The following is a 13,121-nucleotide window of genomic DNA, read 5'->3' as shown; positions in this document are numbered from 1 at the left end:
GACCGCGACCGCGAGGGGCCGCGACCGCCCGGAGGCCGGTCCGTACTCGCCGGAATAGCGGGCTATATGGGCGTCGAGTCGCTAGCCGGCGTCGATGGAGTACGTCCAGGAGCGGGTGGCGACGCTGCACGACTTCGGCGGCGCGGCCCCCGAGGCGCCGGTCGACCGCGCGACGGTCGTCGTGCCGCTGACCGACCGCGACCACGCCAGCCTCGCCGCCGAGCGCGTGCTCTCGACGCTCGGCGAGGTCGGTCCCGAGTCCGTCGTCGTCGCGCTGCGCGCCGACGAGGGGAAAGTCGAGGCGGTCCGCGAGTGGGTCGACTCCCTCGGCGTCGACGCCGACATTCTGTGGTGCAACGCCCCCGCCGTCCGCGAACTCCTCGGCGACCACGGCCTCAACGGCGAGGCGGGCAAGGGCCGGGACGTGTGGCTCGCGCTCGGCGTCGCCGCCGCCCGCAGCGACCTCGTGGCGGTCCACGACGCCGACGCGACCACCTACGGCCCCGAGCACGTCCCCCGACTGCTCTTCCCGCTCGCCCGCGACTACGAGTTCGTCAAGGGCTACTACGCCCGCGTCGAGAACGACCGCCTCTACGGCCGGCTCTGTCGGCTGTTCTACGAACCCGTCGTCGCCGCGCTCGCCGAGACGACCGACGACCCACTGGTCGAGTACCTGGGCGCGTTCCGCTACGCGCTGGCCGGCGAGTTCGCCGCCACGAGCGACCTCGTCCGGCAGCTCCGCCCGCCCCGCGGGTGGGGGCTGGAGGTCGCCACGCTCGGCGACGCCTTCCGGACGGCCGGCTTCGAGGGCACCGCGCAGGTCGACCTGGGCATCCACGAGCACGACCACCGCGCCGTCAGCGGCCGCGGCGGCCTCTCTGACATGGCCGACGAGGTCGCCGCCGCCCTCTTCGCCGCGCTCGACGACGGCGGGGTCGCCGTCGACTACGACGACCTCCGCGAGCGCTACCGGGCGACCGCCCGCCGTCTGGTCGACCAGTACGCCGCCGACGCCGCGTTCAACGGGCTCGACTACGACCCCGCCGACGAGCGCCGGCAGGTCGACGCCTACGCCGAGTCGGTCCGCGCGCCCGCGGCCGCCGACCGCCTCCCCGCCTGGGTCGAGACGGACCTCGACCCGGACGCGGTCCGCCGGGCCTCCCGCGACGCGCTCGCCGACGCGACCGGCCGCTGAGGACCCCGGACTCACCGGCGGTCCGGCCCGACATGGTGGCCCCGGTCCGCGCAGGAGCGGTGCGGACCCGGCGGTCGTCGCCTCTCCATCCGGAGAGTCGCGCCCCGACCCGTGGACTGAAAGCCCGCGGGGCCGACGGGCCGCCATGGTACGCACCGCGATCAACCTCTACTCGGTTCGCGACCTGGACCTGCCGATGGCGGAGATCCTCGACCGCTGCGCGGCGGCCGGCTACGACGGCGTGCAGTTCTCCGGCGACTTCGGCGGGCTCTCGCCGGCGGAACTGCGCGACGAACTCGACGACAACGACCTCGGCGTGACCGCCTCGCACGTCGACCTCGACGACATGGAGGCCGACGCCGCGAGCGTCGTCGAGGCCCACGAGACCATCGGGGCCGACGGCGCGGTCGTCCCGTGGCTCGACGCCGAGCACTTCCAGTCCCGCGAAGCGGTCGCGGAGACCGCGACGCGGCTGGAGAACGTCGCCGCGAACCTCGCCGACCACGACTTCTCGCTGCACTACCACAACCACGACCACGAGTTCGCCGAGTTCGACGACACCAACGGCTACGACGCCTTCGCCGAGGCCTGCAGCCTCCTGCTGGAGCCCGACGTGGGCTGGATCGAGACGGCGGGCCACGACCCCGTCGAGTACATCGAACGCTACGGCGACCGGGTCGAGATCGTCCACATGAAGGACATGGACGACGGCGAGTTCTGCGAGATCGGCGACGGGGACGTCGACATGCAGGCCTGCGCCGACGCCGCCCGCGAGGCCGACGCCGAGTGGCTCGTCTACGAACACGACGACCCCGAGGACCCGGCCGCGTCCATCGACACCGGCGCCGAGTTCCTCGCCGGGCTGTAGGGCGGCGGGCCGGCGACTGCCGACACCCGCCGGGAGCGGCGGCCGGTCGGCGTCCGCCCGGGGTGCCCGGTTGGCACCCGCCCGCGGCGGGAACCATTAAGTCGGGCGTTTCCAAAGCCCGTGTATGGCACGGGCTGGCGGGCGTCGAGTCGTCGCCGCGGCGGTCGCGGTGTTGCTTCTCACGAGCGCTGTCACCGGGGGCGGCGTCGCGGCCCCCTCGTCGGCCGGGAGCGGTGACACCCGCTCGACCGGGAACGCCTCCGCGTCCGAACCAGGAGCGTTCGCGGCCGACACCGCCGCGGCCGCCGAACTCAGCGAGCCCCCCGAGCGGGTCTCGAAGTCGGTCACGGCGTCGGGCGGGCGCGCGTCGGCCGCGGGGACCGACGCGGTGTTCGCCGACGCGGCGGCGAACATCACGGCGGTCCAGGAACTCCGGCTGACGCCGGGTGAGCGCGGCCAGATCACCGTCGTTCAGCGCTACCGGGTGCCCGACCGGGTTGCGTCGCTGAAGCCCCGGCTCCCCGAGGACGTGACCGTCACGGGGACGACCGGGTTCTCGCGGGGGGACGGGACCGTCTACGAGTGGGACGGTAACACGTCGGCGCCGTCGGTCACGTTCGCGATGGCGGTCAACGAGACGGTCGACCTCGCGGGACCGGAGGGCGCGCGGGGCCGATACCTCTTCGTCGACGCCGGCGAGTGGGCACTGTTCCGCCGGCCGGCGGTGCCGACGAGCTGGTCGTGGAGCGGCGCGGCGCCGGTCGGGATCACGCGCGAGCCGCGGGTCGCGGGCGAGGGCTACGTCGGCGAGTGGCTGGCCTACCTCGGCGCCGTCGAGACGCGCGAGCGGCGGGCCCACGGCCAGCGGTTCGAGCTGGTCGTCCCCGAGCGGGCGACGCTCACCGAGTCGCCCGATGCGGTCTTCGACTCGCTGGCGGCGGCCGGCGACCGGATGCGGGTCGGCGACCGCGACCCGGTCGTGACCGCCTTCGCCGCGCCGACGACGAGCGTCGGCTGGGGCGTGCGCGGGCTGCAGTACGGCGACAGCGACATGTGGGTGCGCGACGCCGAGCCGCTGGCGACCGCCGAGAACACCTGGCTCCACGAGTACGTCCACACCCGCCAGGGCTACGAGGCGGCGCCCTCGGCGCGGTGGACCGACGAGGCGTTCGCCACCTACTACGCCGCCCTGCTGGCGCTGGAGCAGGGCCACGTCGACTACGCGGCGTTCCGCGAGACGCTGCGGCGCGGGACGGCCCGCCCGCAGTCCGACGCGATCCTGACCGAACCAGGGTCGTGGGTCAACGCCGCCAACTACCTGAAGGGCGCGCTCGTCGCCGGGGACACCGACCGCCGGATCCGGCTGGCGACCGACGGGACCCGGTCGCTCCAGTCGGTCTTCTCCGCGATGAACGCCCACTCGGGCCCGGTCGACGCGCGGGTCGTCTTCGGGTCGGTCGGGACGGTCGCCGGCCCCGAGGTCCGGCGGGCGGCGGTCACCTACGCGAGCACCGAGCGAACGCCGGACCTCTGGTCGGCCGAGGTGCACGCCGAGGCGTTCGCGCCGACGCCCGCGCTCGTCGAGGTCGGCCTCGCCGCCGACCCGGACGCGCTGGCCGTGAGCGGTCCCTACCGCAACGCCACCCTCTCGGGGCCGGACCTGACGCTCTACACCGGCGAGACGCTGACGATGACCGGGGGAGTCACGAACGCGGGCGGCGCCGCCGGCGAGTACGAGGCGCGGTTCGTCGTCGACGGGTCGGTCGCCGCGACCGAGAGCGGCACCGTCGCCCCCGGCGAGCGGGTGACCCACCGGTTCGAGCGGGCCTTCGACGAGCCGGGCGAGTACACCGTCGCCGTCGGCGGCGACAGCGTGACCGTCGAGGTGTACGACCCGCCGCGGGCGACCGTGACCGCCCTCTCGGCCAACCGGACGGCCCTGTCCGGCCCGGGCGCCGTCGCGTTCACCGCGACCCTCTCGAACACCCACGGCGTGCCGACCCGCGGGAACGTCACGCTCCGGGGGCCCGACGGCCCGATCATCGACCGACAGCTCGCGCTCGGACCCGGGGAGAACCGGACCGTGACCGGCGTCGCGCGCCTCGACCGCGGCGAGTACGAGTTCACCCTCGGGGAGGCCGACTCGCTGGTCGTGACCGTCGGCGACGTGGGCGGGGAGAGCGGCGACGGCGGCGACGGCGAGTCCGGCGAGGGCGGGAGTTCCGGGTTCGGCCCCGGGTTCGGCCCGCTCGCCGCGCTGGCGGGACTCGCGGGCGCGCTCGCGCTGCTCGCCCGGCGGCGGGAGTGACGGGACGGTCGGGGACCGAGCGGTGCCGTCAGTCTCCGCCCTCGACGGCGTCGAGGACCGCCAGCGTCCGGTCGACGAGCGCGTCGGGCGCCCGCGCGAGGACGAAGGCGATCGGTTCCGACCCGTAACTGCCGCGGTCGACGACGGCGGCGGGCGTGCTCTCGACCGCGTCGAAGGCCGTCTCGACCCCCCACTCGACCGAGTCGGCGCGGTCGTCGGCCGGGTCGAACTCCGCGACCGGGCCGTCGAGGTCGGCCAGCGCCGCGGCGACCGCGTCGCCGTAGCGGAGGTTCGCCGCGAACCGCAGGTCGGGGTCGTGCTCGCGAGCGGCGAGCAGGAGGCGAGCGACGTTGGTCGACGCGCCGAAGCGCACCCCGCGGTTGGGCTCGGCGCCCGACCGCGTCCGGGTGATGCGGCCCTCGACGGCGGCGGTCTCGTCCGGCCGCTCCGCGTAGGGGGTCGCCCCGGCGACGTTCGTCCCGACCTCGGGGACCAGCGGGCCGACGTTCCCGTCGACGAACGCGCGGACGATCCCCTCGACGGCCTCGGCGGTGTCGTCGCGGGCCGCCCGGTCGCGCAGTTCGACCGCGTGGTGGACCGCGCCCGGCCCCTCGCCCACGTCGAGGTTGTAGCGGACCGCCCGCGCGAGGAGGTCGATACCAGACGCGACCGCCGCCTCGATGTCGCCGCCGTGGGCCAGCCGGGTGGCGACGGCCGAGGAGAGCGTGCAGCCCGAGCCGTGGGTGGCGTCGGTGTCGACCCGCGGGTGCCGGAACGTCTCGACGCCGTCGCCGGTGACGAGCACGTCGACCACGTCGTCGGACTCGCCGCCGTCGATGTGTCCGCCCTTCACGAGCGCGGCGTCGGCGCCCGTCTCGACCAGCCGTTCGCCCGCCTCGCGGGCCTCGGCCTCGTCGTCGGGGTCGACTCCGGTCAGGACGGCCGCCTCGTCGGCGTTGGGCGTGACCAGCGTCGCCTCGGCGACCAGGTCCTCGTAGGCCGACTCCGCCGCGCTGGCGAGCAGGCGGTCGCCCGAGGCGGCGACCATCACCGGGTCGACGACCGCCGGCGCCGCGGTCTCGGCGACGCGGTCGGTGACGAGTTCGACCACGTCGGCGGTGGCGAGCATCCCCGTCTTGACCGCGGCCACGTCGAAGTCCGAGACGACGGCGTCGCACTGGGCGTCGATCTCCGCGGTCGGGAGGACGTGCGTGCTCTCGACGCCGGTCGTGTTCTGGGCGGTGACGCTCGTGACCGCCGTCGTCCCGAAGGCGCCGCCGGCCTCGATCGTCTTCAGGTCGGCCTGGATGCCGGCGCCGCCGCCCGAGTCGCTGCCCGCGATCGCGAGGACGACCGGCGGCGAGACCGGCGCTTCCCGTCGTGTCATGTCCGGGTGTTGCCCCGCCGACACCAAATGGCTGACGAGAGGCGCCGCCCGGCGGACCGCGGACCGGCGAGACACGGCACATCCTCCCCGCAGGCGCCTGGCAACTACGCACTAACGGCCGCCGCCCGAAGGTCGGGACATGGAACTGGCCGAACTACAGGAGTACCTCGAACAGTTCGACTACCCCGTCGCCAGCGACGAACTCGCCACAGCCTGCGAGGGCGTCACGATCGAACTCGCCGAGGGCGAGCGCGACCTGGGAGGGCTGCTGGCCCACGCGAGCGCGGACCGCTTCGAGTCCGCCGACGACGCCTACACCGCGGTCCAGAACGACCTCCCGCGCGAGGCCGTCGGCGAACCCTACCAGTCCGAGGGCGAGGGGTAATCGAGCGGACACCGACCGGCGGCGACCCGACGTTCGCCCGTGACTAAGCCCCCTTATACTATATTGAGGATGTGTACCACACCCACGGCAAGGTTTAACTCCCTCAACGACTGGTATCGAAGCGAGCGATGTCCGAGACGCAGCGGCCACCAGAGCGCGCGGCGGAACAGTGCGGGAGCTTCGAGACCATCGACGGCGACCTGGTGCTCTACGACCGGGAGAACGCCAACGCCTGGATCCAGACGAGCTACGCCATCGACTTCGAGGACGTACGCGCGTCGGGACCGGCCGAATAGCCCCGCCTGCCCTTCTCAGCCGACCGTTATCATCGTCACGCCGGCGACGGCGAACGCCGCCGCGGCCAGCCGGACGCGCACGTTCTCCTCGCCGAGGACGACCCCGCCGAGCAGCACCGCGACGACGGCCTGGGTGTTGACCACCGGCGACGCGAGGCTCGCCGACAGCGTCGAGAACGCGAGCATCACGAAGTGCTCGGCGACCGCCAGCAGCAGTCCGACGCCGGCGAACAGGTGGAGGTCCGCGCGGACGCCGCCCTCGCCCCGGTCGGGCCAGCGCCGGGCCGCCAGCGGCGCGAGCGCCAGCGGCACCGCCGCGAACATGACGAGGTTGAACGTCTCCGGGGGCACCCGCAGCTCCTGGGTCAGCACGCGCTTGCCCACGTCGACGACGCCGAATATCGCGGCGCTGGCCAGCGCCAGCTGGGCGGGCCGGGAGTGGACCGCGCGGGCGAACGGGGCCAGTAGCTTCCCCGGCTCGTAGTTGGCGACGTACACCGCCGCCGTCGCGACGAGCACGCCCGCGACCTGGACCGCAGACAGGTGCTCGTCCAGGAAGACGAGTTCGATGGGGAGGACGAACACGGCGACGATCTTGCTGATCGGCGCGACGTAGGACACGTCGCCGACGGCGATCGCCCGGAAGGAGGCGAGGAAGGCCAGTATCGACCCGCCGACGGTGAGCGCGAGCATCCCGACGCCCGGCGCGCCGAAGCCGGCCGGGAGGAGGCGCCCGTCGTTCGCGACCGCGGCGATCGGCAGGTACCACAGCAGCGACGTGGCGAACGTGACCGTGACGTACACCGTCGAGGGGTAGTCGCCGAAGTAGCGCTTGATACAGAACAGGTAGACGCCGAGGATCAGCGACGCCGCGACCGCGTAGCCCAGTCCCGGTTCGAGCCCGAACACGGTCGGGGATTCGCCTCGGCGCCAAAGAGCGTTCCCGTCCGCGCCCGGTCGTGACGACCGACCGAAACCCCGGATTCGGCGCCGGTCCTACACCCCGGGGACGCCGACCCCGGAGAAGACCCCGAGGCCGAGCGGCCCGAGGACGGTGAACACGACGACGAGCGTCAGCCAGGCGACCACCGCGATGGCCGCGGCCTCGACCCAGCCGCCGTCGTACATCAGGTTCAGGACGGCGAGGTAGGCGACGAACGTTAGCGCCGGGCCCAGAAGCGGGATCCAGCCGAAGAAGGTCCCCACGAGCGCCCAGACGAGCGCGCCGACGATGGCCGTCGTGACCGCCTTCTCGTAGCTACTCCCGCCGCCGACCAGCTCGGCGCCCACGTAGATGCCGAACCCGCCGACCAGTACGCCGACGACGAACGTGATCAGTCCCGTAACGAGTCCCATGCGCGAGGACACGATCCCCGCGCTGAAAAAGGTGGGCGTCGGGAACGGGCGCGACTCGCGCCCGAACCCTTATGCGCGCTCCGGCAATATTTGCGAGCATGTTCGACGACGAGGACCTCGCCGCGATCCGGGCGGCCCGCGAGGAGTGGGAGGCCGAGACGCTCGACCCCGTCCTCGACGGCTACGGCGAGCGCTCCGGGCGGTTCGCGACGGTGTCGAACCACGAGGTCGACCGCCTCTACACCCCCGAGGACGTGGCCGATCTGGACTACGAGGAGGACCTGGGCTTCCCCGGAGAGCCACCCTACACCCGGGGAGTGTACCCGACGATGTACCGCGGGCGGACGTGGACGATGCGGCAGTTCGCCGGCTTCGGGACGCCGAGCGAGACCAACGAGCGGTTCCACTACCTCATCGAGGAGGGACAGACCGGCCTCTCGACGGCCTTCGACATGCCGTCGCTGATGGGCCTCGACTCGGACGACCCGATGAGCGACGGCGAGGTCGGCCGGGAGGGGGTCGCCGTCGACACCCTGCGGGACATGGAGATCATCTTCGACGGCATCGACGTGGGCGAGGTCTCCACCTCGTTCACGATCAACCCGAGCGCGCCGGTGATCTACGCGATGTACGTCGCCATCGCCGACCAGCAGGGGGTGCCCCGCGAGGAGATCCGGGGCACCCTCCAGAACGACATGCTCAAGGAGTTCATCGCCCAGAAGGAGTGGGTCGTCCCGCCCCGGCCCTCTCTGGACATCGTCGTCGACACCGTCGAGTTCGCCGTCTCCGAGACGCCGAAGTTCAAACCGATCTCCATCTCCGGCTATCACATCCGCGAGGCCGGCTCGACGGCGATCCAGGAACTCGCGTTCACGCTCGCCGACGGGCTGGCCTACGTCGAGGCCTGCCGCGACCGCGGGCTGGCGGTCGACGAGTTCGCGCCGCAGCTATCCTTCTTCTTCAACTCGCACAACGCTATCTTCGAGGAGGTCGCGAAGTTCCGCGCGGGCCGGCGGATCTGGGCGCGACTGATGGACGAGTGGTACGGCGCCGAGGACGACGCCAGCAAGGCGATGAAGTTCCACACCCAGACGGCCGGCCAGTCGCTGACCGCTCAGCAGCCGCTGAACAACGTCGTCCGGGTGACCATCCAGGCGCTCGCCGGGGTGCTGGGCGGCACCCAGAGCCTCCACACCAACAGCTTCGACGAGGCGCTGGCGCTACCCAGCGAGGACGCGGTCCGGGTCGCTCTGCGCACCCAGCAGATCATCGCCGAGGAGTCCGGCGCCGCCGACATCGTCGACCCGCTCGGCGGGAGTTTCGCCGTCGAGGCCCTGACCGACGAGGTCGAGGAGGAGGCGATGGCGTACATCGAGGAGATCAGGGAGATGGGCGACGGGTCGATGCGGGAGGGCGTCCTGCGGGGCATCGACGAGGGCTACTTCCACCGGGAGATCCAGGACGCGGCCTACGAGTACCAGGAGCGCGTCGAGGACGGCGAGGAGGTCGTCGTCGGCGTCAACGCCTACACCGTCGAGGAGGACACGGAGCCCGAGATCCTGACGGTCGACGAGGAGGTCCAGGCGAAACAGCGCGATCGGCTGGCAGACGTGAAGGCCGAGCGCGACGACGAAGCCGTCGAGGACGCGCTGGCCGCGCTCGACGACGCGATCGAGGCCGACGAGAACGTCATGCCGTACGTCGTCGACGCCGTGAAGGCCTACGCGACGATGGGCGAGATCATGTCGCTGTTCGAGGCCCACCACGGGAGCTACCAGGAGTCGGCCAGCGTCGCCTGAGCGGGGTTCGGGGTAGCGGCCGGGCGGGGGGAGCGCGGCGAGCGGGTCCTACAGCACGTCCTTGTCGACGAACAGGAGGTAGCCGACGACGGGGACGACGACCAGCCAGACGGCCAGCGCGGCGACGGCGTAGGGCGTCGAGACCGCGAGGTAGTCGACCTCGGCGGCCTGCGGGTTGGTGATCAGCGGGTGGAACCGGTCGTCGTTGAACAGCACGTTCACGACCTTCACGTAGGCGTTCAGCGGGTCGAGCCGGCCGAGGTAGAAGTACCACTCGGGGTACGGTCGGACGCCCAGCTCGCCGTCGGGACGGGTGACGTAGAGGCCGCCCCACTGGAGGACGGGCCACAGCCCGCGAAAGAGGACGTAGGTGCTGATGATGCCGGTCGTGACCTGCGTCTCGGAGTCCAGCGTCGCCGAGAGCGCGAGGCCGAAGCCGACGAACAGCAGGCCGAACGCGACGGTGGCGACGGCGAAGAGGAGGAAGGCGGCGGCGTCGGGCTCGCGGAGGACCCCGAAGCCGACGGCGGCGACGACCAGCAGGCCGACCGCGGTCGCCGCGACCAGCAGGGCGGAGCGGCTGAGGTACTTCCCCGCGTAGGCGTCGAACCGGGAGTTCGGGAGCCCGAGGAGAAAGCGGACCGAGCCGCTCTCGCGCTCCTGGATGATCGCGCCGTAGCTGCCGAGCATCGCGATGAACGGGAGGATCACCGAGAGGAGGCTCCCGACGAGCAACATGATCGTGTCGAACGGCGGCGGGTCCCCGCCCGGCGAGGAGAAGTGCGCGAGCGCGACGAGGACGGCGATGCCGGCGGTGAACACGAACATCGTCGCGGCGACGCCCTGGCCCAGCCGCGACCGTCGCACCCCCAGCAGGTCGTCGCGCATGACCGTCCGCCAGCTCATGGCTCGCCCTCCGCCGACGCCGCGGCGGCGTCACGGCCGCCGCGGTCCCCGCGGGGACCGAGCGTCGCCACCTCGAAGATCTCCTCAAGCGAGGGGTCGTCGGTCGTGAAGTCGGCGAAGCCGACGCCGGCCCGCTCGACGCGGTTCAGGGCCCGCAGCTTCGCGTCGCCGCCCCGCGCCGAGACGATGACCTGGTTGTCGGTCGCCTCCGCGGTCTCGACGCCGGAGATGCCGCGCAGGTCGTCGAGGAGGGATTCGGGGGCGCGCTGCTCGACGGTGACGGTGACCGTCGCGGCGTCGAGCTGCGCCCGGAGGTCCGAGACGCTGCCCTCGGTGACCATCCGGCCGTCCTTGAGGATGCCGACGCGGTCGCAGACGGCCTCGACCTGGTCGATGAGGTGGCTGGAGAAGAAGACGGTCGCGCCCCGCCTGTTCTCCTCGCGGATCACGTCGCGCAGCTCGCGGGTGCCGTTGGGGTCCAGCCCCGTCGAGGGCTCGTCGAGCACGAGCAGATCCGGGTCGCCGACCAGCGCCATGCCGATGGCCATCCGCTGGCGCATCCCCTTGGAGAAGCCGCCGGCCGTCCGGTCGGCGGCCTCGGGGATGCCGACGCGTTCGAGGATCGCCATGGGGTCGTCGTCGGCGTCTTTCGCCCGGATGGCGCGCTCGACGTGCTCGCGGGCGGTGATCCGCTCGTAGACGCCGTAGCCCTCCAGCAGGGCGCCGGTTCGCTGGCGGATCCGCTTGCTCTCGGCGCCGGCGTCGTGGCCGAACACGCGGGCCGACCCGGCGGAGGGGTGGGTGAACCCCAGCAGGATGTTGATCGTCGTCGACTTCCCCGCGCCGTTGGGGCCGAGGAAGCCGAATATCTCGCCCTCGGGGACCGAAAAGGACAGGTCGTCGAGGGCGGTCACGTCGCCGAACCGCTTGGTCAGGTTCGCTGTCTCGATGGCGGACATGGGTGGAGGTGTGTAGCGGGAACCGCGTCCGACCGGACGCTCCGGCGGCCGACGGATAAACGTATCGTCCGTCTGCCCTGTCCCCGGCCGCGTCGGACCGGCGGCCGCCGCTTCTCGACGGTCGTCGGACCGGAGACGAAACCGGCTGTGTGGAGCGCGAGCCGCGTCGGAATCGCAATTTCTCACGAAGGCACCACCCCGCTCCCCGCGGGCGATCCGAACGGCGTTCGACTGGCACTTTTTATAATTATGCACAACTATTATGAGGGAGGTCGTCCCCTGATAGAGCATGTCACACAGTGACAGTGGAGTGTCGCGGCGTGGACTGATGAAACGAGCGGGTGCAGCGGGTGCGGTCGGTCTGGCCGGGCTGGCGGGCTGTACGGAGGGCGGTGGCGGCGGCGGTGGCGGTGGGGGCGGTGACGGGACCGACTACCCCTCGCTGGGGAACTACCCGATCGACGGCGACACGGCGACGTTCGGGTTCAACGTCCCCCAGTCGGGGCCGTACTCCTCCGAGGGTGAAGACGAGTTGCGCGCGTACGAACTCGCCGTCGACCACCTCAACAACGGCGGCGGCTGGGTCGACGAGTGGGAGGACCTCTCGGGCGACGGCGTCCTCGGCTACGAGATCGACTACGTCGAGGGCGACACGGCGACGGACGCATCGACCGCCGAGCAGTCGGCCTCGCGGATGATCGACCGCGACGGCGTCATCATGTTCGCGGGCGGCTCCTCCTCGGCGGTGGCGATCGCCCAGCAGGGGCTCGCCCAGCGCGAGAAGGTGATGTTCACCTGCTGTCTGACCCACTCGAACGACACGACCGGCGGCGACTGCGTCCGCTACAGCTTCCGGGAGATGTTCAACGCGTACATGACCGGGCAGGCGCTCAAGCCCGTCCTCGTCGACGAGTACGGGGAGGACCTGGACTTCTACCAGCTGTACGCCGACTACTCGTGGGGCCAGACCGTCCAGGAGTCGATGCGGCAGTTCATGACCGAAGCCGGCTGGAACGAGGTCGACAGCGTCGCGACGCCGCTGGACACCAGCGACTTCTCGTCGTACCTCTCGGAGGCCCAGAGCTCCGAGGCCGACGTACTGTTCCTCGACCACTACGGGCTGGACGGCGCGAACTCGCTGACCGACGCCATCGACGCCGGGATCGACGAGGACATGGAGATCGTGATGCCGCTGTACAACCGCCCGATGGCCGAGGCCGCCAGCGGGGCTATCGACGGGATCTTCGGCACCGTCGCCTGGGACTCCCAGATCGACAACGAGCCGTCGAACTCCTTCACGGAGTTTTTCGGCGAGGAGTACGACGGCCGGGTCCCCTCGGGACCGGCCCAGCTGGCCTACTCCGGGACGCTCCAGTACGCCGCCGCGGTCGAGCGCGCCGGCACGTTCTACCCGCCGGAGGTCATCCGCGAGCTGGAGGGCTACGAGTACGACAACATCGGCATGGGCGAGGAGACGATGCGCGCCTGCGACCACCAGGCCCAGCGGGCCATCCCGGTCGTCCGCGGCCTCCCCGAGTCCGAACAGGGCGACGGGCAGTTCTTCGAGATCGTCGACATCACCGCGCGCGAGGACGTGGGCTACGGGTGCGACGAGGGCCCCGCCGCGGAGTGCGAACTCGGCGACTACGGCGACGAGTGAGC

The 13,121-nt window shown here is 72.0% G+C and carries 12 protein-coding genes; 7 read left to right on the top strand and 5 right to left on the bottom strand.

Going from position 1 to position 13,121, the window contains the following annotated elements; translation table 11 throughout:
• Positions 1-94 precede the first annotated feature (94 nt).
• From E3328_RS09750 to E3328_RS09740, 3 genes are all read left to right on the top strand, one after another.
• Positions 95-1,195, top strand: a complete 1,101-nt coding sequence (locus E3328_RS09750) for a glycosyltransferase family protein (RefSeq protein ID WP_135364372.1) — start codon at positions 95-97, stop codon at positions 1,193-1,195.
• A 145-nt stretch (positions 1,196-1,340) separates the two neighbouring features.
• Positions 1,341-2,063 (top strand): sugar phosphate isomerase/epimerase family protein, encoded by a 723-nt coding sequence (locus E3328_RS09745; RefSeq protein ID WP_135364371.1) that lies wholly within the window; start codon positions 1,341-1,343, stop codon positions 2,061-2,063.
• A 124-nt stretch (positions 2,064-2,187) separates the two neighbouring features.
• Positions 2,188-4,371: a hypothetical protein gene (locus E3328_RS09740; protein WP_135364370.1), complete on the top strand. Its 2,184-nt coding sequence runs from the start codon at positions 2,188-2,190 to the stop codon at positions 4,369-4,371.
• A gap of 28 nt (positions 4,372-4,399) precedes the next feature.
• Here E3328_RS09740 and thiD read toward each other — a convergent pair whose 3' ends face one another.
• Positions 4,400-5,758: a bifunctional hydroxymethylpyrimidine kinase/phosphomethylpyrimidine kinase gene (gene thiD, locus E3328_RS09735; protein WP_135364369.1), complete on the bottom strand. Its 1,359-nt coding sequence runs from the start codon at positions 5,756-5,758 to the stop codon at positions 4,400-4,402.
• Between the two features lie 139 nt (positions 5,759-5,897).
• Here thiD and E3328_RS09730 point away from each other — a divergent pair, with 139 nt between their 5' ends.
• Together E3328_RS09730 and E3328_RS21955 are read left to right on the top strand one after the other, a co-directional pair.
• The gene (locus tag E3328_RS09730) at positions 5,898-6,143 is read left to right on the top strand and encodes a DUF5789 family protein (protein ID WP_135364368.1); all 246 of its coding nucleotides are present in this window, start codon (positions 5,898-5,900) and stop codon (positions 6,141-6,143) included.
• A gap of 128 nt (positions 6,144-6,271) precedes the next feature.
• On the top strand, positions 6,272-6,439 hold the full coding sequence (locus E3328_RS21955; protein ID WP_167837358.1) for a DUF7331 family protein: 168 nt from the start codon (positions 6,272-6,274) through the stop codon (positions 6,437-6,439).
• A gap of 15 nt (positions 6,440-6,454) precedes the next feature.
• Here the strand turns inward: E3328_RS21955 and E3328_RS09725 are convergent, their stop codons facing one another.
• Both E3328_RS09725 and E3328_RS09720 read right to left on the bottom strand, forming a co-directional pair.
• Positions 6,455-7,348, bottom strand: coding sequence for an EamA family transporter (locus E3328_RS09725; protein ID WP_135364367.1), 894 nt, complete (start codon positions 7,346-7,348; stop codon positions 6,455-6,457).
• A gap of 87 nt (positions 7,349-7,435) precedes the next feature.
• The gene (locus tag E3328_RS09720; RefSeq protein WP_135364366.1) at positions 7,436-7,795 is read right to left on the bottom strand and encodes a hypothetical protein; all 360 of its coding nucleotides are present in this window, start codon (positions 7,793-7,795) and stop codon (positions 7,436-7,438) included.
• Between the two features lie 98 nt (positions 7,796-7,893).
• On the opposite strand from E3328_RS09720, the gene E3328_RS09715 reads away from it, so the two are divergent.
• Positions 7,894-9,594: an acyl-CoA mutase large subunit family protein gene (locus tag E3328_RS09715; protein WP_135364365.1), complete on the top strand. Its 1,701-nt coding sequence runs from the start codon at positions 7,894-7,896 to the stop codon at positions 9,592-9,594.
• 48 nt (positions 9,595-9,642) lie between these two features.
• On the opposite strand, the gene E3328_RS09710 is transcribed toward E3328_RS09715, so the two are convergent.
• Both E3328_RS09710 and E3328_RS09705 read right to left on the bottom strand, forming a co-directional pair.
• Positions 9,643-10,500 carry an ABC transporter permease gene (locus tag E3328_RS09710; protein ID WP_135364364.1) on the bottom strand — a complete coding sequence of 286 codons (858 nt, stop codon included), beginning with the start codon at positions 10,498-10,500 and terminating at the stop codon, positions 9,643-9,645.
• The gene (locus E3328_RS09705; RefSeq protein ID WP_135364363.1) at positions 10,497-11,459 is read right to left on the bottom strand and encodes an ABC transporter ATP-binding protein; all 963 of its coding nucleotides are present in this window, start codon (positions 11,457-11,459) and stop codon (positions 10,497-10,499) included. The genes E3328_RS09710 and E3328_RS09705 overlap by 4 nt, the downstream gene beginning before the upstream one ends.
• 328 nt (positions 11,460-11,787) lie before the next feature.
• Here E3328_RS09705 and E3328_RS09700 point away from each other — a divergent pair, with 328 nt between their 5' ends.
• Entirely contained in the window at positions 11,788-13,119 is a 1,332-nt protein-coding gene (locus E3328_RS09700) for a substrate-binding protein (RefSeq protein ID WP_394345908.1), read from the top strand.
• The last annotated feature ends 2 nt before the right edge of the window (positions 13,120-13,121 follow it).

This window comes from Halosimplex halophilum (assembly GCF_004698125.1).
Lineage (GTDB): Archaea > Halobacteriota > Halobacteria > Halobacteriales > Haloarculaceae > Halosimplex > Halosimplex halophilum.
Note: the sequence above shows the minus strand (reverse complement) of the source record. Positions and strands in the feature narration are given on the sequence as shown.

What these genes read in the sequence shown, in the direction of transcription:
- E3328_RS09750 (WP_135364372.1), top strand. Translation starts at nt 95, where the DNA reads ATGGAGTACGTCCAGGAGCGGGTGGCGACGCTGCACGACTTCGGCGGC.
- E3328_RS09745 (WP_135364371.1), top strand. Translation starts at nt 1,341, where the DNA reads ATGGTACGCACCGCGATCAACCTCTACTCGGTTCGCGACCTGGACCTG.
- E3328_RS09740 (WP_135364370.1), top strand. Translation starts at nt 2,188, where the DNA reads ATGGCACGGGCTGGCGGGCGTCGAGTCGTCGCCGCGGCGGTCGCGGTG.
- thiD (WP_135364369.1), bottom strand. Translation starts at nt 5,758, where the DNA reads ATGACACGACGGGAAGCGCCGGTCTCGCCGCCGGTCGTCCTCGCGATC.
- E3328_RS09730 (WP_135364368.1), top strand. Translation starts at nt 5,898, where the DNA reads ATGGAACTGGCCGAACTACAGGAGTACCTCGAACAGTTCGACTACCCC.
- E3328_RS21955 (WP_167837358.1), top strand. Translation starts at nt 6,272, where the DNA reads ATGTCCGAGACGCAGCGGCCACCAGAGCGCGCGGCGGAACAGTGCGGG.
- E3328_RS09720 (WP_135364366.1), bottom strand. Translation starts at nt 7,795, where the DNA reads ATGGGACTCGTTACGGGACTGATCACGTTCGTCGTCGGCGTACTGGTC.
- E3328_RS09715 (WP_135364365.1), top strand. Translation starts at nt 7,894, where the DNA reads ATGTTCGACGACGAGGACCTCGCCGCGATCCGGGCGGCCCGCGAGGAG.
- E3328_RS09710 (WP_135364364.1), bottom strand. Translation starts at nt 10,500, where the DNA reads ATGAGCTGGCGGACGGTCATGCGCGACGACCTGCTGGGGGTGCGACGG.
- E3328_RS09705 (WP_135364363.1), bottom strand. Translation starts at nt 11,459, where the DNA reads ATGTCCGCCATCGAGACAGCGAACCTGACCAAGCGGTTCGGCGACGTG.
- E3328_RS09700 (WP_394345908.1), top strand. Translation starts at nt 11,788, where the DNA reads ATGAAACGAGCGGGTGCAGCGGGTGCGGTCGGTCTGGCCGGGCTGGCG.